The 24,502-nt window shown below is 62.4% G+C and carries 21 protein-coding genes; 6 read left to right on the forward strand and 15 right to left on the reverse strand.

The genetic code is table 11. From position 1 onward, the window contains the following. Positions 1-77 precede the first annotated feature (77 nt). The 5 genes from J3D60_RS26420 to J3D60_RS26440 all read right to left on the reverse strand — a co-directional run bounded on the left by J3D60_RS26420 (position 78) and on the right by J3D60_RS26440 (position 8,015). Positions 78-1,406, reverse strand: a complete 1,329-nt coding sequence (locus J3D60_RS26420) for an OprD family porin (protein WP_253493325.1) — start codon at positions 1,404-1,406, stop codon at positions 78-80. A gap of 287 nt (positions 1,407-1,693) precedes the next feature. Further along, complete coding sequence (locus J3D60_RS26425; protein WP_253493326.1) at positions 1,694-3,058, reverse strand: heavy metal sensor histidine kinase; 1,365 nt, start codon at positions 3,056-3,058, stop codon at positions 1,694-1,696. Further along, the gene (locus J3D60_RS26430; protein ID WP_027604753.1) at positions 3,048-3,725 is read right to left on the reverse strand and encodes a heavy metal response regulator transcription factor; all 678 of its coding nucleotides are present in this window, start codon (positions 3,723-3,725) and stop codon (positions 3,048-3,050) included. Before J3D60_RS26430 ends, J3D60_RS26425 begins: the two co-directional genes overlap by 11 nt. A 31-nt stretch (positions 3,726-3,756) precedes the next feature. After that, positions 3,757-6,852: a multidrug efflux RND transporter permease subunit gene (locus J3D60_RS26435; protein WP_253493327.1), complete on the reverse strand. Its 3,096-nt coding sequence runs from the start codon at positions 6,850-6,852 to the stop codon at positions 3,757-3,759. Next, the gene (locus J3D60_RS26440) at positions 6,849-8,015 is read right to left on the reverse strand and encodes an efflux RND transporter periplasmic adaptor subunit (RefSeq protein ID WP_253493328.1); all 1,167 of its coding nucleotides are present in this window, start codon (positions 8,013-8,015) and stop codon (positions 6,849-6,851) included. The genes J3D60_RS26435 and J3D60_RS26440 overlap by 4 nt, the downstream gene beginning before the upstream one ends. A gap of 213 nt (positions 8,016-8,228) precedes the next feature. Between J3D60_RS26440 and J3D60_RS26445 the strand changes: the two genes are divergently transcribed. Both J3D60_RS26445 and J3D60_RS26450 read left to right on the forward strand, forming a co-directional pair. Continuing rightward, a complete protein-coding gene (locus J3D60_RS26445; protein WP_027604750.1) occupies positions 8,229-8,462 on the forward strand; it encodes a hypothetical protein in 234 nt (77 codons plus the stop codon). 166 nt (positions 8,463-8,628) lie between these two features. Further along, entirely contained in the window at positions 8,629-9,411 is a 783-nt protein-coding gene (locus J3D60_RS26450; protein ID WP_065938568.1) for a transporter substrate-binding domain-containing protein, read from the forward strand. Between the two features lie 17 nt (positions 9,412-9,428). On the opposite strand, the gene J3D60_RS26455 is transcribed toward J3D60_RS26450, so the two are convergent. The 6 genes from J3D60_RS26455 to J3D60_RS26480 all read right to left on the reverse strand — a co-directional run bounded on the left by J3D60_RS26455 (position 9,429) and on the right by J3D60_RS26480 (position 15,806). Beyond that, positions 9,429-10,172 (reverse strand): YkgJ family cysteine cluster protein, encoded by a 744-nt coding sequence (locus J3D60_RS26455; protein WP_253493330.1) that lies wholly within the window; start codon positions 10,170-10,172, stop codon positions 9,429-9,431. A gap of 108 nt (positions 10,173-10,280) precedes the next feature. Next, positions 10,281-10,763, reverse strand: coding sequence for a GNAT family N-acetyltransferase (locus tag J3D60_RS26460; RefSeq protein WP_253493332.1), 483 nt, complete (start codon positions 10,761-10,763; stop codon positions 10,281-10,283). Positions 10,764-10,766: 3 nt separating this feature from the next. Next, positions 10,767-11,669: a chemotaxis protein CheV gene (locus J3D60_RS26465; protein WP_027604746.1), complete on the reverse strand. Its 903-nt coding sequence runs from the start codon at positions 11,667-11,669 to the stop codon at positions 10,767-10,769. Between the two features lie 99 nt (positions 11,670-11,768). Continuing rightward, a complete protein-coding gene (locus J3D60_RS26470) occupies positions 11,769-12,743 on the reverse strand; it encodes a D-glycerate dehydrogenase (protein WP_253493333.1) in 975 nt (324 codons plus the stop codon). A gap of 213 nt (positions 12,744-12,956) precedes the next feature. Continuing rightward, on the reverse strand, positions 12,957-13,925 hold the full coding sequence (locus J3D60_RS26475; protein WP_027604744.1) for a LysR family transcriptional regulator: 969 nt from the start codon (positions 13,923-13,925) through the stop codon (positions 12,957-12,959). A 96-nt stretch (positions 13,926-14,021) separates the two neighbouring features. Next, complete coding sequence (locus J3D60_RS26480; RefSeq protein ID WP_253493334.1) at positions 14,022-15,806, reverse strand: hypothetical protein; 1,785 nt, start codon at positions 15,804-15,806, stop codon at positions 14,022-14,024. A gap of 637 nt (positions 15,807-16,443) precedes the next feature. On the opposite strand from J3D60_RS26480, the gene J3D60_RS26485 reads away from it, so the two are divergent. From J3D60_RS26485 to J3D60_RS26500, 4 genes are read left to right on the forward strand one after another with little or no spacing between them, the layout of a single operon-like run. Continuing rightward, positions 16,444-17,979 (forward strand): efflux transporter outer membrane subunit, encoded by a 1,536-nt coding sequence (locus J3D60_RS26485; protein ID WP_253493335.1) that lies wholly within the window; start codon positions 16,444-16,446, stop codon positions 17,977-17,979. 26 nt (positions 17,980-18,005) lie between these two features. Next, on the forward strand, positions 18,006-20,183 hold the full coding sequence (locus J3D60_RS26490) for an FUSC family protein (RefSeq protein WP_253493336.1): 2,178 nt from the start codon (positions 18,006-18,008) through the stop codon (positions 20,181-20,183). Beyond that, positions 20,173-20,373 (forward strand): DUF1656 domain-containing protein, encoded by a 201-nt coding sequence (locus J3D60_RS26495; protein WP_053254492.1) that lies wholly within the window; start codon positions 20,173-20,175, stop codon positions 20,371-20,373. The genes J3D60_RS26490 and J3D60_RS26495 overlap by 11 nt, the downstream gene beginning before the upstream one ends. 10 nt (positions 20,374-20,383) lie before the next feature. Beyond that, positions 20,384-21,250, forward strand: coding sequence for an HlyD family secretion protein (locus tag J3D60_RS26500; RefSeq protein WP_253493337.1), 867 nt, complete (start codon positions 20,384-20,386; stop codon positions 21,248-21,250). Here the strand turns inward: J3D60_RS26500 and J3D60_RS26505 are convergent. The 4 genes from J3D60_RS26505 to J3D60_RS26520 form a co-directional block, all read right to left on the reverse strand. Next, positions 21,239-22,546 carry a hypothetical protein gene (locus J3D60_RS26505; RefSeq protein WP_253493338.1) on the reverse strand — a complete coding sequence of 436 codons (1,308 nt, stop codon included), beginning with the start codon at positions 22,544-22,546 and terminating at the stop codon, positions 21,239-21,241. The two genes, J3D60_RS26500 and J3D60_RS26505, sit on opposite strands and share 12 nt — an antisense overlap. 136 nt (positions 22,547-22,682) lie before the next feature. Continuing rightward, entirely contained in the window at positions 22,683-23,096 is a 414-nt protein-coding gene (locus J3D60_RS26510) for a DUF4440 domain-containing protein (protein WP_253493339.1), read from the reverse strand. After that, complete coding sequence (locus J3D60_RS26515; protein ID WP_253493341.1) at positions 23,097-23,909, reverse strand: SDR family oxidoreductase; 813 nt, start codon at positions 23,907-23,909, stop codon at positions 23,097-23,099. It abuts the gene before it with no gap. Between the two features lie 14 nt (positions 23,910-23,923). Next, complete coding sequence (locus tag J3D60_RS26520; protein WP_253493342.1) at positions 23,924-24,388, reverse strand: multidrug transporter; 465 nt, start codon at positions 24,386-24,388, stop codon at positions 23,924-23,926. Positions 24,389-24,502 lie beyond the last annotated feature (114 nt).

Below are 24,502 nucleotides of genomic sequence, written 5' to 3' on the forward strand. Positions count from 1 at the left end.
TTCAGCGATGTGGATGCTGGCAGTTTAGTTCTACCCGATGAAAATTAAATACTCGGTTAAAAAGAAAGATCTGCGCGTTAGAACACGTTGATCGGGTAGTCGACGATCACTCGGTACTCATCCACGTCCCGGTCTACCGCCGAGTAGCCATGACTGCCACGATTGGTTGCCCATTGCAGGCGCACCGCCAGATCCTTGGCCTTGCCGCCCTGCACCACATACTTCACATCGATATCCCGCTCCCAGTGCTTGGCGTCCTTGCCGTCAGCGCTGTACCAGGCACTGTAGCCACGGCTTTGCGGGTCGACTTTGGTCAGATCGGTCTTGCCGCTGATGTAGGACACCGCCGAGGTCAGGCCGGGCATGCCGAGGCCGGCGAAGTCGTAGGCGTACTTGAGCTTCCATGAGCGCTCATTAGGGCCGTTGAAGTCCGAGTATTGCTGGGAGTTGTCCAGGTACACGCTGTCGCCCTGGCTGATGTAGTCGAACGGCGTGTTGCCGTTGACCCGCTGGTAGGCGGCGGTGACGCTGTGGTGGCCCACGCCGACGGTGAAGTGCAGGCTGTAGGTGTTGTTGTCGATATCCCCGAGCAGCGACTGGCCGGTGTCCTGGGTGTGGTAGTAGTGCAGGCCCGGGTTGAGGCTGACCAGGTCGTTCAGCGCGTAGGTGTAGTCCAGGTCGTAGTAGTACTGGTGCCACACGTCCTTGAGTTCGGAGGCGTACAGGTTGCTGGTCACTCCCGGGATGCCGCTGAACGAAACGCCCGCCCAATTCATGTGCTGGCTGTCAGCGTTGCTGGGCAATGCGCCATAGCTGGTGCCGATGCGTCGGTGGCCGCTCTGGTTGTAGAGCTTGGTGAAGCTGGCCTGGCCGCCTTCGAGCATCCAGCCGTCGAAACTGTGGTTGCTCAGGCTCACGCCACGGAAAGTCTGCGGCAGCATGCGCGTCATGCCGCCAGCGATCACCGGGTTGTTGAGGAACAGGTCACCGGCCTTCAACTCGGTGTCGAAGGCGCGCATCTTCAAGGTGCCCCCTGCGGTGGAGAACGCACCGGGCGCTTTGCCGCTGCCGTCAGCACTGCCGTAGGGAAGGATGCTGGAACCGTCGGTGCCGCCACCGCCGTCGAGCTTGAGGCCGAGCATGGCGTGGGCGTCCAGGCCGAAGCCGACGGTGCCCTCGGTGTAGCCGGATTCGAAGGTGCCAATAAAACCTTGGCCCCATTCCTTGCTGTCATCGGTGTGGAGGTCGCGCCGGTCGCGGTTCATGTAGTAGTTGCGGGTGTTGATGTCGAGGTGCGAGCCTTCGACGAATCCGTCGGCGGGGGTGGTGTCTGCCGCGTGGGCAAGGGGAACGATCGTTGCTGCAATCGCGAGGAATAACGGGGTGAACGTCAGCGAGTTCTTCACCGGTGGAGCTCCTTTGGTCAATCGAAAACGGCCAGTGTCGTGGGGGTGTGCCTGGCCTTTTTTTACCGCAAAAAAAAGCCGCTGAAGTCAGCGGCTTTAAGACAGATTCCCAGTGTAGAGCCCTGGAAATAAGTCGAGGGAAATTCGGGTAAGCGGGTCAGCTGCCTTTGCCGTCGCGCTCATCGATGCGTCAAATTAACGCAGGCGAGCGCTGCGATACAGAGTGTAACAAGATAATGACTGTTGCCAAAACAGCAACAGTGATGCTTGGGCCATGGGGGAGATGTCTAGACCGGCAGGGTAATGCCAAAGGTATTGCCACTCACATCGCTGCGCACGAACACATCACCGCCGTGCATCAAGGCTATCGCCTTGACGATGGCCAGCCCCAAACCGTGATTCGCCCCGCTGTTGCTGCGCGACGCATCCACCCGATAGAAGCGTTCGAACAGCCGGGGCAGGTGTTCGCCGGCAATCACGTCGCCAGGGTTGGTCACGCCGATGGCTACCTGATGCTCCAGCACGTCGATGTTCACGTCGATCACCTGCCCGGGCGCGGTGTGCTGCACCGCATTGCTCAGCAGGTTGATCAGGGCGCGGCGCAGGTGGGCTTTTTCGATCTGCACCCGGGCGTCGCCATGCACGCGTACCTGAACCTGGGCGTCTTCAAGGATGAAGTCCAGGTAGTCGAGAGTGGTCGCCACTTCATCGGCCAGGGAGCTTTCGCTCAGCTTGGTGGCCTTGCTGCCCTGGTCGGCGCTGGCGAGGAACAGCATGTCGTTGATGATCGAACGCAGGCGTTCCAATTCCTCGAGGTTGGATTGCAGCACCTCAAAATAATGCTCGGCCGAACGCCCGCGTGTCAGGGCAACCTGGGTCTGGCCGATCAGGTTGGTCAGCGGCGAGCGCAGTTCGTGGGCGACGTCGGCGTTGAACGACTCCAGGCGCGAGTAGGCCTGTTCCACGCGGTCCAGGGTGGAGTTGAACGAGTTGACGAACTGACTCAGCTCCGGCGGCAGCGGCGACAGTTGCAGGCGCCCGGAGAGCTTCGGTGGCGCCAGCTTCTGTGCTTCATCCGAGAGTTTGCCCAGCGGCTTGAGGCCAATGCGCGACACCCAGAACCCCAGCAGCGCCGCCAGCACTACGCCGACCAGCGCCAGGCTGACCAGTGCCACCAGCAGATGGTGCTGGGTGGCGCGGAAGTTTTCGGTGTCGATGGCGATCATGAAGCGCAGCGGCGGGCGTTGGTCCTTGGCCGGGAACTGGCTCACCAGCACTTTGAACGGGTATTCGCGCCCCGGCAGGCGCAGATCCCGCTTGCCTGTCGGGCCCTCGGCGAAGGCGCGGATCTGCGCATCGGGGTTGCCGTACTCGTAGGTCGGATCGCTGCTGACGACCCAGAAGCGGATGCGCTTGTCTTCCTCGCCGAGTAATTTGAGCTTGGCTTGAATCTTCACCCAATGGTCCGGCGTGCCGAAGCGGTTCACAGAGGATTCCAACACGCTGTAGCGCGCATCCAGCTCCGCCCCTGGCAGCAAGCCCAGGCTGCGGTCCACCTGCTGATACAGCGCGCCGCCGATCAACAGGAATATCAGCGCCGCCACGAGGGTGAACATGCTGCTGAGGCGCAGGGCAATGGAGTTAGCCGACACTGCGATTCTCCAGCACATAACCCATGCCGCGAATGGTGTGCAGCAGCTTGTGTTCGAACGGCCCGTCAAGCTTGGCGCGCAGGCGCTTGATCGCCACCTCGACCACGTTGGCGTCGCTGTCGAAATTGATGTCCCAGACCATTTCCGCAATCGAGGTCTTGGAGAGGATTTCGCCCTGGCGCCGCGCCAATACGCTGAGCAGCGAGAACTCCTTGGCGGTCAGGTCCAGGCGCACGCCATTGCGGCTGGCCTTGCGGCTGATCAGGTCGATCCACAGGTCGGCGACGGTCACTTGCACCGGCTCGTGGCCGCCGCTGCGGCGGGTCAAGGCTTGCAGGCGCGCCACCAGTTCGAGGAAGGAAAACGGTTTGCCGAGATAATCGTCGGCGCCTTCGCGCAGGCCGCGGATACGGTCTTCCACGCGCTCGCGGGCGGTGAGCATGATCACCGGCGTCTGCTTGCGCGCACGTAACGCCCGCAGCACGCCAAAGCCATCGAGACCGGGCAGCATCACGTCGAGCACGATCACCGCGTAATCGTTTTCCAGCGCCAGGTGCAGGCCCTCGACACCCTCGCGCGCCACATCGACGGCGTAGCCTTGCTCCGTCAGGCCGCGGTGCAGGTAGTCGGCGGTTTTTTCTTCATCTTCAACAATCAGTACGCGCATGAGCCTTTTGCTCCAGGGCGGTGCCTTGGCCTCAATGTGTGGTTGCCAGCTCAGCCGCTGGTTTGGGCCGGTGGAAAAATTTCTCAAGGTACAAGTATATGACCGGTGTGGTGAACAGCGTCAGCGCCTGGCTCACCAGCAAGCCGCCGACTACCGCGATGCCCAGGGGTTGACGCATTTCCGCACCCGGGCCTGCGCCGAGCATCAACGGTACCGCGCCGAGCAGGGCGGCGAGGGTGGTCATGATGATCGGGCGGAACCGCGTGATGCAGGCTTCATAGATCGCCTCCTCCGGCGATAGCCCGCGCACCCGCTGGGCGTCCAGGGCGAAGTCGATCATCAGGATGCCGTTCTTCTTCACGATCCCGATCAACAGCACCAGGCCGATCAGCGCCATGATCGAGAAGTCCTGGCCCATCAGCGACAGCATGATCAGCGCGCCCAACCCCGCCGAGGGCAAGGTGGAGATAATCGTCAGCGGGTGCACGAAGCTCTCATACAACACACCCAGAATGATGTAGACCGCCACCAGCGCCGCGAGGATCAGCCAGGGCTGGCTGGCCAGCGAACTCTGGAACGCCTGGGCCGCGCCCTGGAAGTTGCCGATGATGGTGGTCGGCATGCCGATTTCATTCTTGGCCTGGTTGAGCATGATCACCGCGTCACCCAGCGCCACACCGGGTGCCAGGTTGAACGACAGGTTGGCGGCGGGGAACATGCCGTCATGGCTGATGGACAGAGGCCCCACGGTCGGTGGGTCGACCTTGGCCACTGCCGACAACGGCACCATCTCATTGGTCAGTGGTGAGCGCAGGTAGAAGTAGTTCAGGCTTTCGGCCTTGCCGCGCTGTTGGCTGTCCAGCTCCAGCACCACCTGGTACTGGTTGATCTCGGTCTGGAACTCGTTGATCTGGCGCTGGCCGAATGCGTCGTAGAGCGCCTGGTCGACATCGGTGGCGGTCAGGCCAAAGCGCGCGGCGGCCTGGCGATCAATGCTGATATGGGTGATGCTGCCGCCCAGTTGCAGGTCGTTGGACAGGTCGCGAAACGCCGGGTTGGCGCGCAGTTTTTCGGTCAGGCGCTGGGTCCAGGTGTTGAGTGTCGGGCCGTCGTTGCTCTTGAGTACGTACTGGTACTGGGCACGGCTGGGGCCGGAGCTGAGGTTGATGTCCTGGCCCGCGCGCAGGTACAGCACGATGCCCGGCACTTTCGCGAGCTTGGGCCGGATGCGGTCGATGAACTGGCTGGCGGACACGTCGCGATCACCGCGGTCTTTCAAGGCGATCCAGAAGCGCCCGTTGGCGATGGTCTGGTTGCTGCCGGTCACCCCCACCGAATGGGAAAATGCCTGCACCGCCGGGTCATCCTTGACGATCTCGGCCAGGGCCTTGTGCTTGGCGACCATGTCCGGGTATGACACGTCGGCCGCCGCCTCGCTGGTGCCGAGCACAAAACCGGTGTCCTGTACCGGAAAGAAGCCCTTGGGGATAAACACGTAGCCGACCACCGCCAGAGCCAGGGTCACCACGAATAGCGCGGCCATACTGCGCTGATGGGCCAGCGCGCGACGCAGGTTGCGCGCGTAGCCGGCCAGCAGGCGTTCGCTGAAGCCGGGTTTGTCGTGGGCGGGATGGGTCGGGGCGCGCATGAACAGCGCGGCTAATGTCGGTGCCAGGGTCAATGAGACCACCACCGAAATCAGGATGGTCGAGGTGGCCGTCAGTGCGAATTCCTTGAACAGCCGTCCGACCACACCGCCCATGAACAGCAGCGGAATAAACGCCGCCACCAGCGAGAAGCTGATGGACACCACGGTAAAGCCAATCTCGCCGGCGCCCTTGATCGCCGCTTCGCGCTTGTCGAGCCCCGCCTCGAGGTGGCGGTGAATGTTCTCCACCACCACGATGGCATCGTCGACCACAAAGCCCACGGCGATCACGATCGCCACCAGGGTCAGGTTGTTCAGGCTGAAGCCCATCAGGTACATCAACGCAAAACTGGCGACCAGCGACACGCCGAGCACGCTAGACACAATCAGCGTCGCCGACAACTGGCGCAGGAACAGCGCCATCACCGCCACCACCAGCAGGATGGCGATCAGCAGGGTGACTTCCACTTCATGCAGGGACGCGCGGATGGTCTTGGTGCGGTCGGTCAACACGCTGACCTGCACCGAAGCCGGCAGCATGCCTTGCAGGCGCGGCAGTTCGGCCTGGATGCGGTCCACCGTCTCGACAATGTTGGCGCCGGGCTGGCGCGAGATCACCAGGTTGACCCCCGGAGTGTCGCCGGACCAGGCCTGCACGTAGGCGTTTTCCGAACCGTTGATGACTTTGGCGATATCGCGCAGTTGAACGGGGGCGCCATCCTTGTAGGACACGATCAGTTGGGCGTAGTCCTCGGGGTGAAACAGCTGGTCGTTGGTCGACAGGGTCGACACGCTGTTCTCGCCGTAGATCGCACCCTTGGCCAGGTTGAGGCTCGATTGCTGGATGGCCAGGCGGATATCGGCCAGGGTCAGGCCGATGGCCGCGAGTTTGTCGGGGGAAGCCTGCACGCGGATCGCCGGGCGCTGCTGGCCGGTAATGTTGATCTGGCCGACCCCGTCGATCTGGCTGATCTGCCGCGCCAGCAGGGTTTCCACATAGTCGCTCAACTCGGTGCTGGGCATGCTGTCGGAGCTGACACTGAGGATCAGTACCGGGCTGTCCGCCGGGTTGACCTTTTTCCAGGTGGGCAGGCTTGGCATATCGCTGGGCAGCTTGCCGGATGCGGTGTTGATCGCCGCCTGCACTTCCTGCGCGGCGGTGTCGATGCTCTTGTCGAGGGTGAATTGCAGGGTCAACAGGCTTGAGCCCAAGGCACTGCTGGAGGTCATCTGGGTCATGCCGGGAATGGCGCTGAATTGCACTTCCAGCGGCGTCGCCACCGAGGACGCCATGGTGTCCGGGCTGGCGCCAGGCAATTGTGCCGTGACCTGGATCGTCGGAAATTCCGCCTCCGGCAGTGGCGCGATGGCCAGGCGCGGGAAGGCAATGATCCCGAGCAGCACCAGGGCAAACGTCAGCAGCAGGGTGGCGACCGGGTGGTCGACGCACCAGGCCGAGGGCGACCGGCTGCCGTTCATGGCTGCACCTTGGCGTCGACGGTCTGGACCACCTGCGGCGGCTCCTTGAGCACCTCCACCTGGGCACCGGCCTTGAGGCGCGATTGGCCGTCACTGACCAGCACATCGCCGGCCTGTACGCCCTTGATGATGTTGACGTCGCTGTCCTGGTACGTCACCTGCACCGGCACCACCTCCACTTTGTCGCCACTGACCCGGTACACGAAGTGCGAATCCAGGCCGCGTTGTACAACGGTCGGCGGCACCACCAAGGCATTTTTGTCGAGGGCGGTCTGGATCTTGATGGTCACCAGTTGCCCCGGCCACAGGCGTTGCGAGGCGTTGTTGAACTCGGCCTTGGCGCGCAGGGTGCCGGTGGTGGAGCTGATCTGGTTATCGATCAGGCTCAAGTGGCCTTCGCCGAGCAGGTCGCCGGTCTGGCCGTCGGTGTCGGCACCCAGGTAGGCGTCGACGCTGGCCTTGGCAGGCGCGGCGATCAGGCCTTGCAGGGTCGGCAGCATCTGTTGCGGCAAAGAGAACTCAACGGCAATCGGGTCGATCTGGGTCACGGAGAACAGGCCCTGGGTATCGCTGGTGCGCAGGAAGTTGCCTTCATCCACATTGCGAATACCGACGCGGCCACTGACCGGTGAGCGAATCTGGGTGTAGGACAGCTGGACCTGGGCTGCATCGATGGCGGCCTGGTTACCTTGGACGGTGGCCTTGAGTTGGTTGACCAGGGCTTGTTGCTGGTCGTACGTCTGCTTGGACACGCCGTCGTCGACGCTCAATTCCTTGTAGCGCTTGAGGTTGACCAGCGCCACCTGCAACTGCGCCTGGTTCTCGCCCAGTTGCGCCCTGGCCTGGTCGAGACTGGCGCGGATCGAGCGATCATCGATTCGGGCCAGTAAGTCGCCGGCCTTGACCCACTGGCCTTCCTTGACCGGCAATTGGGTGAGAATGCCGTCGACCTGCGGGCGAATGACCACACTGTGCAGGGACAACACCGTGCCGATGCCGCTGACAAAGCGTGGAATGTCCTGCTGCGCTACGCTCACCACCCGCACCGGGATCGCGGTGGGTGCCGCCAGTCTGGCCTTGGCTGGGCGGGTCAGCGCCCAGGCTGCAACCGCCACGACCACGAGGACACCCACGATCAGGGCAGTTTTTCGTTGAATGTGCATGGGTGAGGCGCCGGGGCAAAGGATGGGGAGAGTGAGCGGTCTTTATAGCCCTTCAACCCGGTCAGCACGGTGACGGCTAACTGACAGCGCTGTCAGCAAACGCCGACCATTCGTACCGGTGGTGGTTAAAGATCTGAAGCTCGCAGGTATACTGCGCGCCAGTGTGGCCCGCAAGCCGGCCCCGCATCATTTTTTGCACGCCCCGGAGCTTTCATGACTTCCCCGACACAACCCCCTGTTGAAGCGACCGACATCGTCGATCCGGCCAGCGCCGAAGGCGTTGAAAAAGCTGAGATCCCGGCGTTCAAGTTTCCGTTCAAGCCGGGTGAGCTGGCTGGGGCCAGGAATGCGGCCCAACCGTGGTACAAAAACGGTGCCAAGAACGGCCATACCAAGTCGCCAGGCATGGCTCCGCCGGGTACTCGTCGTTCGATGGGTAAACGCTGAGATTAACAAGTCGCAGATCGTGTCGATTATTGCCTACAGCCTCTGCTGAAATTTCTGATTGTAGGCCTACGACCGTTTCTTGAAAGCTTGCACAGCCTTTGCTCTGCCCCTGTGATTTCAGGGGGGAGCGGGGCGACGCTGGTCTTTCCGGAAAAGGACGTCTCCCTTGGCTCTGATACACATCTGTGTAGTGTTTGCCCTGTTGCTTGCAGCGGATGCCTCCGCGGCCGATGATCCACCGCGGCGTGAAATCCGTTTCGCCGTTGCTGCACAATTTCCCCCCTTCCAGAGCCGCGACCCGCAAGGGCAGTTGGTCGGCTTGAATATCGAGCTGGGCAACGCCCTGTGCGTGCAGTTGAATGCACGCTGCATCTGGGTCGACCAGGTGCTTGCCGAAGATTTCATCTCCCTTGAAGCCAGGAAATTCGACGCGATCATGGGGATGGCGCCGACGTCGCAACGGCAACGTTGGGTGGGCTTCACCGATAACCTCTACCCCTTCACCACGCGCCTGGTGGCGCGTCGCATGTCCAACTTGCAGCCGCGGGTAAAGTCGCTCAAGGGCAAGCGTGTCGGCGTGTTGCTGGGAAGTAATCGTGAGGCTTTTGCCCGCTCGATGTGGGCGCCGAATGGCGTCATCGTCAAGAGTTTCTGGCTCAACAATGAATTAGTCAGCAGCCTTAAAGCCGGCGAGATTGATGCGACCCTGCAAGGCACGGTAGAAATTCGTGAAGCCTTGCTCGACACCGAAGACGGCCACGATTTCGACTTCGTCGGCCCTGCCATTTCGTCCGAGCTTTTGGGCGATGGTGTGGCCATCGCGGTGCGCAAACCTGACACCGCATTGCGCAACGAACTCAACTGCGCCCTTGAACAACTGAAGCAGAGCGGCGAGTACCAGCGGATCATCCAGCCCTACCGCCTTGACGCCGTTCCTGCCGAGCACTGATCGGCGGCCTTCAAGGTCTACGCTGCCCGCAGCGAGATAAACGCATAGTTGGCCGGCACCTCGGTGGCAATCTGCGCGCCGGCATCCAGCAACTGTTCGGCGATATCCATCCCCGATACATGAAACACCCACTCACTGGCCACGGCCGGCCGGTCCACCGCCAGCTCAATCGCCTGGGCAAACGCGCCCATGTCCGGCAGGTACGCGGTAAACCCATCGCCCTTGAGCGCCGTGGTGCGGATGCCCAGCAAGGCGCACACCGCCTCCTTGGTCTGCACGTCGTCTCGGTCGGCCTGGCGCGAGCGTTGGATCAGTTCCACCAGCTCCGGGTCCATCAATTCACCCCCGACGATCAACGCCGGGCCCTGTTCCCAGGATTCCGGCGGGCAATCCTTGGCGGCGGGGTTGAGTGGGATATGGGGGTTGATCTCCATCGGGTAGATGCGGCACACCAACGGGCGGCGCTCGTAGATGCGGCATCGGTTGTCTGCGTCAAGATTCCGGCAGCGCCCGGCGTTGTAGGCGGCAAAGGTGATTGCCACAAACGCCTCGGTGTTGCCGCTGGGTACCACCACCGAACGGCGCTCGGCATGTTCGCGCTGCAGTTGAGGCAGGCCCAGGCCATTGCTCAGGAAACCCTCCACCAGAACGATGACGTTACCGCCGTCAGCCGCCCATTGGCGGGCTTCCTGGAGGGTCAGGGGGACGTGATGATCGCTGCAGCACTTGCCGCAGCCGACGCAGGAAAAATGGGTGTTCATGGCGGATCTGTCACCAGGCTAGGTCAGAGGGCACGCAATTACGGTGACGGGTTTTTACCTCTATCCACCGTTGTGCTGCTCTGGAAGCAAGTTATGCGCCAGCGCCTGTCAGTCGTCGGCGACCACATCCCGCAGCACAAAGACCATGCCCGCGCTTTCGTACAGTTGTCGGGCGCGCCGGTTGCTCTCCAGCACCTTGAGGTCGACATAGGGTTCGCCACGCTGCTTGAACACCTGGAAGCAGTGCAGCAGCAACGCGCGGCCCAGGCCTTGGCCTTGAGCGCAAGGATGCACGGACAGGTTCTTGATAAACGCGCTGGTCCAGCACTGCGCCACCCCGAGAATGCCATCGCCGTTGCTGGCCACCAGGCATAGCGTAGGATCGAATTCGGCATCGGTGACGAATTGCTGCTGCCAGGTTGGCAGATGAGGGACGCGGCCACCCCCTTGCTCCTGGGTCATGCGCAGCACCGCATGGATCGCCGGGGCCAGCTCGTCGCGGTAGTGATCCAACTGCGTATGGGCCGGCCATTGCGGTGCAGGCAGGCTGCCGGTGAGGTCGCGGCGCAGCAGTTGGAAATACTCCGCCACCGGTTACAGCCCCTGTTGCGCCACGGTCTGGGCGGCGACCACCAGGCACTTGGTCAGTTCGGGCGAAGAGAACTTGGTCAGCACCGCGTTGGCACCGGCCAGGCGCGCCTTTTCGCTGTTCATCGCGCTGTCCAGGGAGGTATGCAGCAGTACGTAGAGATCCTGGAAGTCCGGGGTTTCACGCAGGGTGCGGGTCAGGGCATAACCGTCCATTTCGGACATCTCGATGTCCGACACCACCACATTGATCTGCGCGGCGGTGCCTTGCAGCTCCAGCAGCACATCGATGGCTTCCTTGGCGCTGCGCGCGGTGTGGCAGGTCAGGCCGAGGTTGCGCAGGGTGTGCACCGACTGCTGCAAGGCGACCTGGCTGTCATCCACCACCAGGATCCGCGCATTGCCGAGCACTTCCGCCTCTTCCATGGTCAGGTCGGTAGGCGCCGCTTCAATCGGCGCCGGGGCGATGCCATGGATGACTTTTTCGATGTCCAGCACCTGCACCAGGCCGCCTTCCACCTGGGTCACCCCGGTGATGAACGCACGGTTGCCGCCGGAGCCGTAGGGCGGTGGGCGAATATCGGTGGTCAGGCAGTGCACGATCTTGCTCACGGCCTGCACATGCAGGCCCTGCTTGGAACGGCTCACGTCGGTGACGATCAGGCAGCCGCCGTTCGGGTCTTCCAGGGGCATTTCCCCCAGGGCGCGACTCAGGTCGATCACCGCCAATGAATTGCCACGCAGGGTGGCGATGCCTTTGACGTGGGGATGGGACTCCGGCAGCTTGGTCAGCGGCGGGCAAGGGATGATCTCGCTGACTTTCAGCAGGTTGATGGCCATCAGCTTACCGCTGCGCAAGGTAAAGAGCAGAAGCGAGAGTGAGTCTGCGCGGGCTTTGGTGGTGGACATAAAAACCTTCTGTGGATCAGGGATGACGAACTTCTATTGAGGGTTATCGACTCGGGAGAGCCAGGCTTTAACCCGATTTTGTGTCGGGCTGGGCCCGTGTCAGCCCTTCCACACCTGCGGGTTCACCAGGTCCTGCGGGCGTTGGCCGAGCAGGGCGCTGCGCAGGTTGTCCAGCGCGCGGTTGGCCATGGCTTCGCGGGTTTCATGGGTCGCCGAGCCGATGTGCGGCAGGGTCACCGCATTGCTCAACTGGAACAGTGGCGACTCGGCCAACGGCTCCTGCTCATACACATCCAGCCCGGCGCCGCGAATGGTCTGGTTTTGCAGGGCCTGGATCAGCGCCGGTTCGTCCACCACCGGGCCACGGGAGATATTGATCAGAATCGCGCTGGACTTCATCAGCCCCAATTCGCGGGTGCTGATCAGGTGGCGGGTCTTGTCGCTCAACGGCACCACCAGGCAGACGAAATCCGCCTCGGCCAGCAGTTGGTCCAGGCTGCGGAATTGCGCGCCCAGTTCCTGTTCCAGCGCGGTCTTGCGGCTGTTGCCGCTGTACAGGATCGGCATATTGAAGCCCAGGCGCCCACGACGGGCCACGGCCGCGCCGATATTGCCCATGCCAACGATACCGAGGGTCTTGCCATGCACGTCACAGCCAAACAGCGGCGCGCCGACGCTGGCTTTCCACTGGCCGGCCTTGGTCCAGGCGTCCAGCTCGGCCACCCGGCGCGCGCTGCTCATCAGCAGGGCGAAGGCCAGGTCGGCGGTGCTTTCGGTCAGTACGTCCGGGGTGTTGGTGAGCATGATCCCGCGCTCGTTGAAGTACGGCACATCGTAGTTGTCGTAGCCCACCGACACGCTGGACACCACCTCCAGCTTGCCCGCGCCTTCGAGCTGCGCGCGGCCCAGCTTGCGACCCACGCCGATCAAACCGTGGGCGTGGGGCAGGGCTTCATTGAATTGAGCGTTGATATCGCCCAGCTTGGGGTTGGGCGCAATCACGTCGAAATCCTGTTGCAGGCGTTCGATCATTTGCGGGGTGACACGGCTGAAGGCGAGGACGGTCTTTTTCATTGCAGGCGGGCTCATCGACTACGGGAGAATGCCAAGCACGCTAACATTCCTTGCCACTATTGTCAGGACACTGCAGACCTAAAGTGGGCAGGGAAAAATGTGGGAGGGGGCTTGCTCCCGATAGCGGTGCGTCAGTCGCCAGATGTATTGACCGATCCACTGCCATCGGGGGCAAGCCCCCTCCCACATTTGACCTGTATCGCCTGGTAGAAATCAGTTCGCCAGCCGTGCACCGCTGAGGCTGCCGCTCAACTCATACGCCACCAGCTCCGCCTGGTGCGCCGCCAGGATCTCCGGCAACGAACCGCGCAGGTATTCCACCCAGGTCTTGATCTTCGCATCCAGGTACTGGCGCGAGGGGTAGATGGCGTACAGGTTCAGCTCCTGGGAGCGATAGGTGGGCATGACCCGCACCAATGTGCCGTTGCGCAGGCCTTCGATGGCTGCATACACCGGCAGCAGGCCGACGCCCATGCCGCTGGTGATCGCGGTTTTCATCGCGTCGGCGGAGTTGACCAGGAACGGCGACGTATTGATCGCCACGCTTTCCTGGCCTTCGGGGCCGTTGAAGGTCCACTTGTCCAGCTGGATCACCGGGCTGACCAGGCGCAGGCAGGCGTGGTTGAGCAAGTCCTGGGGCCGTTGTGCGCAGCCCTTGGCCTTGACGTAGTCCGGTGAGGCGCAGGCGATGCTGTAGGTGATGCCCAGGCGTTGGGACACGAAGCCCGAGTCCGGCAGCTCGCTGGCGAGCACGATGGACACGTCGTAGCCCTCGTCCAGCAGGTCCGGCACGCGGTTGGCCAGGGTCAGGTCGAAGGTCACGTCCGGGTGGGTGCGGCGGTAGCGGGCAATTGCGTCGATGACGAAGTGCTGGCCGATGCCGGTCATGGTGTGCACTTTCAGCTGTCCGGCGGGGCGGGCGTGGGCGTCGCTGGCTTCGGCCTCGGCTTCTTCGACGTAGGCCAGGATCTGCTCGCAGCGCAGCAGGTAGCGCTTACCTGCCTCGGTGAGGGCAATGCGGCGGGTGGTGCGGTTGAGCAAGCGGGTTTGCAGATGGGCCTCAAGATTGGAGACCGCGCGCGAGACGTTGGCAGTGGTTGTGTCCAGTTGCGCGGCGGCGGCGGTGAAGCTGCCGGCTTCGGCCACGCAACTGAAGGCGCGCATGTTTTGCAAAGTGTCCATGGAGAGTTCTCAGGGGAGATGCCAAATTGTGACATGAAGTTGCGCGCAGGTGTGCATCCGCTGGGCGCGCTCCGCCTGGACATTGATGGCGTAGGCTCAGGACAAGGTCCACGCCTGGCTGACTTTGGCCTGGTAGTGCGGCAGGTATTCCCGCAGCAGGTGATTGAAGGCCTCCCGTGCGCTGGCGCGGTGTTCGGCGGTCGGCGCTTCAAGGGCGGTGTTGGCCTGCCGGGTCAGGTCCTCAGCCGCCCGTTCGAGTGCCGGGCTGATGCGTTTGATCGCGTCGAGATCGGCCGCCAGTGTCGTACCGTGTGTCTGCCGGCCGAGGGCGTCGAGTAGTGCATGAATGTCATCGACGTGGTGCTGTATGTAGTTGTCCCAACCCGACTGCTCACCAGGGCTTTCCAGGTAGCGGCGAGCGATTGGCAAAAGATGGTCCAGCGAATCGGTGCCCAATCGTTCTGTGCGCAAGGTTTGCCGTGTGCGCAAAGACTGCACATCAATGCCGCTGAACTGTTCAACGGGCTTGGGCAGCCCCAGCTTGCGCGCTTTGTTCACCGTATGGCGCGTGAGTAATACCACGGGTTCGCCGTGCTTGATCTTTACCAGCACCTGGGTAGACGAAGGTCTGGCCGGGTCGAGCAGCGATTCACTGATCGAACGGACCAGCTTTTCCCAGTCGAACGCCTGGTCTCCGATGGATGACAATGCGTGCCGCAGCGTTTTTTGTACCACCGCCACGGACTTGAGCGCTGCGATGTCGATCGTCAGGTAATCGCCACTCAGGTGCGGGTCATCACTCTTGCGATGGCTGAATTCGATGGACACCCCTTTACCGCCTGCCTCGGCCCGTGACGAAGCCGTGACCCCGGCTGAGCCTGACAGTGTTTGCGCCTGGGCTGACAACGTGTAGGTCCTTAGCGCTTCGGGGCGAAGCAGCGCAGGGTTGCGCTGGATCAGCGCGCGTATTTCGCTGTCCAGGTGCGTCTCCAGGGGGGAGTCGGTCTTGAGCAGTACATACCGCTCCAGCAGTGACCTGGCCTGTCGGTTGCTGGTGTGCAGGGCGGCGTTCAACTCGGACGCCGGCACGGGCTTGCTGACGCTCCGGGTGAATTGCCGGCTGCTGGAAATGACATGGTTTTTCATGTCATTCAACAGTGCCGTGGGGCTGTCATCGGGATGCTTGAGCGAGACCAGTTGCTGCTTCGCCAGCGCCGGGGACATTTCGTGCAAGCCGAGAATATCCAGGGCTTTATGTTGCCGGGTGCGCTGCAAAGTAAGTTCGATCGTGGTGTGCACATTCAGGAAACTGAAGAAGTCGACCGCCACCTTGCCTCGCATGGTCAGTGCGATGCCCCTTTCGGTCATGATGGGTTGGGAGGGACTATGCAGGCAGGGCAGTTCAACGTCGACCAGGCCTGCGCGGGCAAGGGTGTCCCTGACATAGGGTTGGCTCTGTGTTGAGTAAGCGCGGTGCCTGTGCAGGTTGCAGCTGTCACTCACCAGGTTGCGCAAGTTATTGGCGGTGCGCCCGATGCTCTCGCTCAGCGACGTGCGTACAGAATGGCTGCGGGCATCGGCGTAGTGCTCCAGGCTCGAGTACTCGCGAGACGATACATAGCCGAGGCCAAGTTGGGCGCGAGACCGGGACTCGCTCGGTTGTGACAGCGTTGATTTGAATTTGCCCTGCAGGGCAATGATGCGCGTGCTCTTGATCCGCTGATCTGCCGTGGTTGCCAAGTGAGAGTCGGCAGCCAGATGCGGCCCGGCACTGATCTGTCGTGTCGATTCCAGGGCAATGTCGTAGCCGATATGACGATGGTTGATCCGTTCGCCGCCGTCGCGGATATAGCTCAGCGACTGCAGCAGATTGTGTGTCAAGCGCTGGTGGTTTCCCTCGCTGACGGCTGCGCGAAACTGCCATTTGAGCGCACGACACAGTGTGTAATCGGTCTCGATGTCCGGGTTTTGAGGTGATCGATGGCGGCTGAGCATGTGTTCGGCTTTTTTGAAAAACGCGTACAAGTCAGGTAACGCCTCAACCGACACTTCCAGGCTTGGTGGGCTGTTGGACAGTCTGTGGTGGAGTGCCTCTATTGCCAACTGGTCGCGAGGGTCGCCTGCAAGAGGGCTCAGCTTTTCCAGGACCCTGTCGGCGATCCAGAGCACATCCCTTTGTAGAGGCCGCATCCCAGGACGCAAAGCCACAGGGTCGAGGTGCAGCTGCCTGCGCAGAGCATCGACGCTCTCTGGTGTCGGCAACCGCGTATTGAGGGCTGAAAGCATGAGGCGCTCTCCGGGGGCAGTCGGCTGACTACTCTGGTGCCCGGTTACGCGGATCGATGTAGGGCAAGGATGCAGATGCCGGGATAAATATCCGAACCACACGCCCGTTGAACCGGGATTGTCGCTGGAACGGTAATAAAGATTCACAGGAACACCTGCTTATCGCGCTCCGTGCCGCCGCCTAGAATTGCGCCACCTCTCCCCGCAATACCACCTCAGGAATTCGTTCGCCGTGCCGCGTCGCATCAGCAGAGAGCTGAAGACTCTCATTAACCGAGCGCTGAAGGCTCTCAGTGTTTGCGCTTTATCGTTAGCAATCAGCGGCTGCATCGGAACCGGAGGAATCGCCCCCCAAGGCCAGGCTCTCAACGCCACTACCCTGGCCACCGACGAAGCGATCCGCAGCGCCGCCCAGGACGCCCACTGGCCCACCGCACAATGGTGGCAGGCCTATGGCGACCCCCAGCTCAACCGCTGGGTCGAACTCGCCACCCAAAGCAGCCCGAGCATGGCCATGGCGGCCGCGCGGGTGCGGGAAGCGCGGGCCATGGCCGGGGTTGCCGAGTCGGCAGAGTCGCTGCAGATCAACGCTGATACCACCCTCAAACGCCACAACTGGCCCAAGGATCAGTTCTACGGCCCTGGTGAATTGAGCGGTGCCAACACCTGGGACAACAATGCGTCCCTGGGCTTGAGCTACGCCCTCGACCTGTGGGGCCGCGAAAGCAACGCCACCGAACGCGCCGTCGACCTGGCCCACATGAGCGCCGCCGAAGCACGCCAGGCCCAACTCGAACTGCAGAACAACGTGGTGCGCGCCTATATCCAGCTGTCGTTGCATTACGCCAACCGCGATATCGTCGCAGCGACCCTGGCCCAGCAACAGCAGATCCTCGACCTGGCCAACAAACGCCTGGACGCCGGGATCGGCACCCATTTCGACGTGAGCCAGGCCGAAACGCCGCTGCCGGAAACCCATCGCCAATTGGATGCCCTGGACGAGGAAATCGCCCTGAGTCGCAACCAGCTGGCGGCGCTCGCCGGTAAAGGCCCGGGGGAGGGGGCCACCTTGCAGCGTCCGACGCTGTCCCTTGCCGCACCACTGAAACTGCCCTCAAGCCTGCCCGCGCAATTGCTCGGCCAGCGCCCGGATGTGGTTGCCAGCCGTTGGCAGGTCGCGGCGCAAGCCCGTGGCATCGATGTCGCCCACGCCGGTTTCTACCCCAACGTCGACCTGGTCGGCAGCCTCGGCTACATGGCCACCGGCGGCGGCATGCTGGCGTTTCTCGCCGGCAAGAAATTCAACTACAACGTCGGCCCGGCCATCACCTTGCCGATCTTCGACGGCGGCCGCCTGCGTGCCGAGCTGGGGGAAGCCAGCGCCGGCTATGACATCGCCGTGGCGCGCTACAACCAGACCCTGGTGAATGCGCTCAAGGGCATCAGCGACCAGTTGATTCGCCGTGAATCCATGGACAAACAAGCAGCATTTGCGGCGCAGTCGGTGGCCTCGGCGCAGAAGACCTACGATATCGCGATGATCGCCTACCAGCGCGGCCTGACCGATTACCTCAATGTGCTCAACGCGCAGACCCTGCTGTTTCGCCAACAACAGATTGAGCAGCAGGTCCAGGCTACGCGGCTTGGCGCCCATGCCGAACTGGTGACCGCACTGGGTGGCGGTCTCGACGCCGGCAAAGACCTACCGCAGGACGCCCAGACCCTCCCGAGCAAGACCCCGGCGGCGCTTGCCATGTTTGATCACTGAATAGTTTGGTCACTGAGTAGGATTTAATGACTCCAATGCCTGCACCGCTGCGCTGGCTGCATTCCCTTGAGTGGCGCCGTGGTTTTTTCGACTGGGCACGCAGCGACGGCGTGACCTGGGTGTACATCTTCAAGGTGCTGATCGCCGCGTTCCTCACGCTGTGGCTGGCCATGCGCCTGGAACTGCCGCAACCACGCACCGCGATGATCACCGTGTTTATTGTGATGCAACCCCAGAGCGGCCAGGTGTTCGCCAAGAGCTTCTATCGCTTCCTCGGCACCCTGGCGGGGTCGGCGGTGATGGTGGTGTTGATCGCGTTGTTTGCGCAGAACACCGAGTTGTTCCTGGGGGCGCTGGCCATCTGGGTCGGCATTTGCACCGCTGGCGCGACACGCAACCGTAACTTTCGCGCCTACGGGTTCGTGCTCGCGGGGTATACGGCGGCGATGGTCGGCCTGCCAGCCCTGGCCCATCCGGACGGCGCCTTTATGGCGGCGGTGTGGCGAGTGCTGGAAATCTCCCTGGGGATTCTGTGTTCCACCCTGGTCAGCGCGGCGATCCTGCCGCAGACCTCCAGCGCCGCGATGCGCAATGCGCTCTATCAGCGCTTTGGCGTGTTTGCGCTGTTCGTCACCGACGGCCTGCGCGGGCGCAGCCAGCGCGAAGGGTTCGAGGCCAGCAATGTGCGCTTTATCGCCGAGGCCGTGGGCCTGGAAGGGCTGCGCAGCCTCACGGTGTTCGAAGACCCGCATATGCGCCGGCGCAATGGTCGGCTCAGCCGCCTCAACAGCGAGTTCATGGGCATCACCACCCGCTTCAATGCCTTGCACCAGTTGCTCGAACGCCTGCGCACGGACGCCGCGGATCACGTGGTAGCGGCGATCAAACCGGGCCTGCAGGACCTCGCCGAAGTCCTCGACGGCTTCTCCGACCGCGCCCTCACCAGCCCCGACGCCGCGCGCCTGGTCAACCAGCTCAGCGCCTACAAGGACAGCCTGCCCGCCAAGGTCCGCAGCCTGCGCGCGACCTTCCAGGAGGGTAACCCGAGCGAGGCCGAACAGCTGGATTTTCACACCGCTTATGAGCTGCTCTACCGCTTCGTCGATGACCTGCACAACTACGCGCAAACCCATGCATCCCTGGCCGATCACAGCCATGCACGGGAGCAATGGGACGAAACCTTCAGCCCCAAGACCAACTGGCTGGCCTGCGCCGCCTCGGGGATTCGCGCGTCGTTCATCCTGATTGTGCTGGGCAGTTACTGGGTGGCCACCGCCTGGCCCAGCGGCGCCACCATGACCCTGATCGCCGCTGCCACCGTCGGCCTGTCCGCCGCCACGCCCAACCCCAAGCGCATGGCGTTCCAGATGGCCTGCGGCACCTTGATCGGCGCGTTGGTGGGCTTTGTGGAAATGTTCTTCGTGTTCCCGTGGATCGACGGCTTCCCGCTGCTGTGCGTGATGCTCGCCCCGGTGATCATCCTCGGCGCGTTCCTCGCCTCACGCCCGCAATACGCCGGTGTGGGCGTGGGCCTGCTGATTTTCTTCAGCACCGGTTCGGTGCCGGACAACCTCACGGTCTACAACCCCTACACCTTTATCAACGACTACATCGCCATGATCCTCGGCATGCTGGTGTGCGCGGCGGCGGGGGCGATCATCCTGCCGCCCAACAGCCGCTGGCTGTGGCGGCGCCTGGAGCAGGACCTGCGCGAGCAGGTGGTGTATGCCATCAGCGGCAAGCTCAAGGGGTTGGCGTCGAGCTTCGAAAGCCGCACCCGTGACCTGCTGCACCAGGCCTATGGCCTCGCTGTCGGCCAGCCGCAAGTGCAACGCGACCTGCTGCGCTGGATGTTCGTGGTGCTGGAGGTCGGCCACGCGATCATCGAGTTGCGCAAGGAACAGGCGATCCTGCCGGTGCACCCGGCCTATGCCGAATCCCAGCCGTGGCGCCAGGCGATCCGGGTCATGGGCCGCTCGTTGGTGCGCCTGTTCCTGCAACCCAGCGCCAGTAACCTGGAGCGTGGCCTGATCGCCGTCGACCACGCGATCAGCCGCGTGCAGGCCACCGACGAACCCTTCGCCCCGCACTTCGACACCTCGGCCCTGCGCCGGGTGAAAAGCTACCTGCACTTTATCCGCACCTCGTTGCTGGACCCGCAATCACCGCTGGCGGCCCTCAAAGGAACCCCGAATGCCTCGTGAAATCGCCTTCCACGGCCTCTATATGCCGACCATGACCCTGATGTTCCTGATCGCGGCCGCGTTGGCCTGGGCCCTGGACCGCTTCCTGGCCGGCTTCGACCTGTACCGTTTTTTCTGGCACCCGGCGTTGCTGCGCCTGAGCCTGTTCGTTTGCCTGTTCGGCGCCCTGGCGCTGACCGTCTACCGTTGAGAATGCCCCGATGAAAAAGTTTTTCAGCCTGCTCGCGACCTTGCTGGTACTGGCTTTGGCGATCTGGATTGGCCGCACGTTGTGGGTGCACTACATGGAAACCCCGTGGACCCGCGACGGCCGGGTGCGCGCCGACATCATCAACGTGGCCGCCGACGTCACCGGCGAAGTGGTCGACGTGCCGGTGCGCGATAACCAACTGGTGAAAAAGGGCGACCTGCTGATGCAGATCGACCCCGAGCACTACCGCATCGCGGTCAAGCAGGCGCAGTCCCTGGTCGCCTCGCGCAAGGCCACCTGGGAAATGCGCAAGGTCAACGCCCACCGCCGCGCCGACCTCGACGCCCTGGTGATCTCCAGGGAAAACCGCGACGACGCCAGCAACATCGCCGACTCGGCCCTGGCGGATTACCAGCACGCGCTGGCGCAACTGGAAGCGGCCGAACTCAACTTGAAACGCACCCAGGTCGTGGCGGCGGTGGACGGCTACGTCACCAACCTCAACGTGCATCGCGGCGACTACGCGCGCATCGGCGAAGCCAAGATGGCCGTGGTGGATATGAACTCGTTCTGGGTCTATGGCTTCTTCGAAGAAACCAAGCTGCCCCATGTGAAAGTCGGTGACAAAGCCGACATGCAGTTGATGAGCGGCGAGACGTTGAAGGGGCACGTAGAAAGCATCTCGCGCGGTATTTACGACCGCGACAACCCCGAGAGCCGCGAACTGATCGCCGATGTGAACCCGACCTTCAACTGGGTGCGCCTGGCCCAGCGCGTGCCGGTGCGGATTCATATTGATGAAGTGCCGCAGGGGGTGTTGTTGGCGGCGGGGATTACCTGCACGGTGATTGTCGATAGCGTGCCCCTAGCCGAATAAGCACCTTAGCTGGCCTACACCCTTATCATCGATACCCGAGACGTTCGCACCGGCAATGATTCGCTGGTCACCCCGTTCGGTCAGCAGCACAGGGGGGGATCTGGGTTCGGACTGCATGTCGTTGTAACCCTTGTTGTTGAAGGCCAGATCCAGCACGCCGTGGGTTTTGAATTGAGCGATGTAGATCCAGTTGCCGGTTGACGCCGTCACCAGGTTGCCTGTGCGGGTTTGCATGATGCATTGCCAGCCATTGTCGTGGCTGCCGTCAAAATGGCTGATCAGGGGGTTACCGTCATTGAACAGTTGGTGCACCGCGCCGTCTGGGGTAATGGCCCGCATGAGACCTTTTGTGCTTTTGGCGCCGCCCTGCCCAATTTGACCGGCGCCAACAAGGCTGTTGTCCTCCTTGCGCTCGATCAGAGCGTTGAAGGTGGTGTGATCCTTGATCCTGTCCATGAGATGAAACCCCGGCGTCTTGGGACTGCCAAAGCCGGCGTCCGGGCTGCCGTCGGGGTTGAGGCGGGCAAACAGAGCGGTCTTGAGGGTGGGGATAAACCGGGCATGTCCAACAAACACTATTTTGTGATCACTGCCCTGGCTGATACACGCGTTGATCGCAGTGGCCACATTGGAGCCGGCAAGTTTGAACTCCAGCCTGCCAGTTTTGTTGAAGCTTTCGTCCAGTGCACCATTGGGCTGCAGGCGAAACAGCACTCCCATGGTCTGGTCCGGATTGCCGCGGGTTGCATAGTTGGCGCTCACTAAAATACGTCCGTTGCTCTGGACGTGTACTGTCGCTGATTCTCCTATGAGTTCTTCGTAGTCCTTGGTAGGCAGAATGCGCCGTCCTTGCTCGGCAAAATTCGTGTCGGGCTTACCTTCGCTGTTGAAACGTGCAATCACCAAGTCCGCCCAGCCATTGGATGCACTGCGCCATGTCCAGCCCAGCATCAGGATGTTGCCGGCCGATTGTACGGTCAGCCTTGAACCACCGGCCGGTAGCGAGGGTAAAAAATCACCGGTGACCAGCCCGTTCGTTCCAAACGATTTATCCAGGCTGCCGTCGGCGCTCAGGCGGCCCAAGCCGTATAGGTACTGGTCGTCGTGGTTTCTATACACGCTGGCGCTGAACAAAAGCTTGCCATCCTTCGCGGTTGCAAGTCCTCCGAAGCGAAAGCGAACGTTCAGATCACCATGATCTTCGAGGATTTTTTCCAGGGCTTGCACCCCTCCAATACCGAAGTCGGGATCCAGCGTGCCGGGTTGCGTCTTTGAGGGTTTTTTGGACTTACGCATCAACGCATCCCTTCTTTGGTTGGAGAGGAAAGTCTGCCGCGTGGATACCACGTGTGCTCAAACCCGGCGACGTTTTCAGTCTGTTCCTGGGACCCCCCCTCGTCTACTGTCAGATCTGACAGGTGCTAACTGGCCATTAGTTGTTGCGCGCCTGAGGCACAAACGTCTCATGCAAATGCCGCCATAACAGCGCACCGCTGGCCTGCTTCTCGAACACTACGGTAGCGCGGCGATCCGTCTGCGTGCCGCTGGCATCGATCTGATGTTCGCGATAAGTCACCGTTGCGCCGCGCGCATGGCGGTCAATCCCGGTCATTTCACTCAAGGTGATTTTCAACCCCGGGCGCATGCCGCCCAGGCGGGTGAACAGCGCGTTGACCCCGGCTGCATTGACGCGTGTGCCGGTGGCGGGGGCGATCATGCTGAACTCGGGCGAGAAGCGCGCAAGCAGGCTTTGCAGGGTGCCTTCTGGCGCAACCCCGGCAAACCATTGCTCGATCTCGACGTGGGTCTGGATCACTTCTTCAAAAAAATCGCTGTAGTCGATCATTTACAAACTCCCATTCAAACCAAAGCGTTTTTTCAACACGGCTTCCAATAATCCCTTGGGCAACAACGCGGCCATCAACGGCAACGCCCGGCTGCCATTGCCCGAGCGCAACAGGCGCGGCGGTTGTGGTTGTTGCGCCGCCTTGAGCACATCCGCTGCAAACACGCTGGCCGGGGTGGGCTTGTCCTGAGAGGCCTGGCTGCGTGCGCGAATGCCCTCGCGCAACGGCCACCACGGCGATTTCTCGTTGATTAACAGCTCGGCCTGGGCGCCGGCGTTTTTGGCAAAACTCGTATTGATGGCACCGGGCTGGACCTCCATCACCCGCACTCCAAACGGTGCCAGCTCCATGCGCAGTGCATCACTCAGCGCATGCACCGCCGCCTTGGACGCGCAGTAGGCGCCGGCAAACGGCGTGACCAGCACGCCGGAAACGCTGCCGATATTCACCACCAGCCCTTTGCGCTTGCGCAAGGCCGGGAACAGCGCCTGGGTCACGCCGACGATGGAAAATACGTTGGTCTCGAACTGGCGCTGCATCGCCTCGGTGCCGCCATCGAGCAGCGGGCCCATGGCGCCGTAGCCGGCGTTGTTGATCAGTACATCCAGCTCTCCCAGCTGTTCGGTCAGGCGCTGTAAAGCGGTACTGTCGTTGACGTCGAGTTCAACGGCATTGAAACCCGCGGCGGCGAGGGCGGTGACGTCTTGCGGGCGTCGGGCGCTGGCCCACACGTTGAAACCGGCGGATTTGAAGGCCTCGGCCAGGGCGCGGCCAATACCGCTGGAGCAACCGGTGATGAGTACGTTGGGCATGGATCAGTCCTTTGTCAGTCCGAGAAGCTGCCTTGCAGGTGCTCGGCGCGAAATTCCAGGGTTTGCGCGCGGTAGCCGGGGCGCAGGGGCGGGGTGGGCAGGCAGTCGTCCCAAGTGGCGCCGGCCTGCAACTCGCCGGGGCCACGATAGCGCGGGGCGGCGTAGACGTTGTCGGCCAGGTTGACCGTATCGCCCGGCGCATAGGCGGCGACGCGCCAGCGCAGTTCGGTGAGGGGGACGTCGTTGCCGTTGTTCAGGGTCAGCTTGAGCGGTCGGTCGGCCGGGCATTCCTGCGGGGCGTAGGTGATGCGCAGTTCAAGGCGCGCCAGTTGTGAGGCTTCGCGGTTGTCCAGCCACACCACCCACACCGCGACAAGACCCAGGCCGACGGCAGCGGCCAGCGACACTGGCAGTGCCTTGGCCGGGTAGCACAGCAGGAGGATCAGCCAGGTGATGATCAGTAGAACGCCGAAGAACATGGGGCAACCTCCTAGAGAGAGCAGACATCCTACTCAAGCCAGCGTGGTATTGACCATCTTCGCTTTGACGTGGCGCCTTTGGTCGGATGAGAGCTTGTACCTGTCGGGTTTCAC

Source organism: Pseudomonas sp. S3E17 (assembly GCF_024168685.1).
GTDB classification, from domain to species: Bacteria; Pseudomonadota; Gammaproteobacteria; order Pseudomonadales; family Pseudomonadaceae; genus Aquipseudomonas; species Aquipseudomonas marginalis.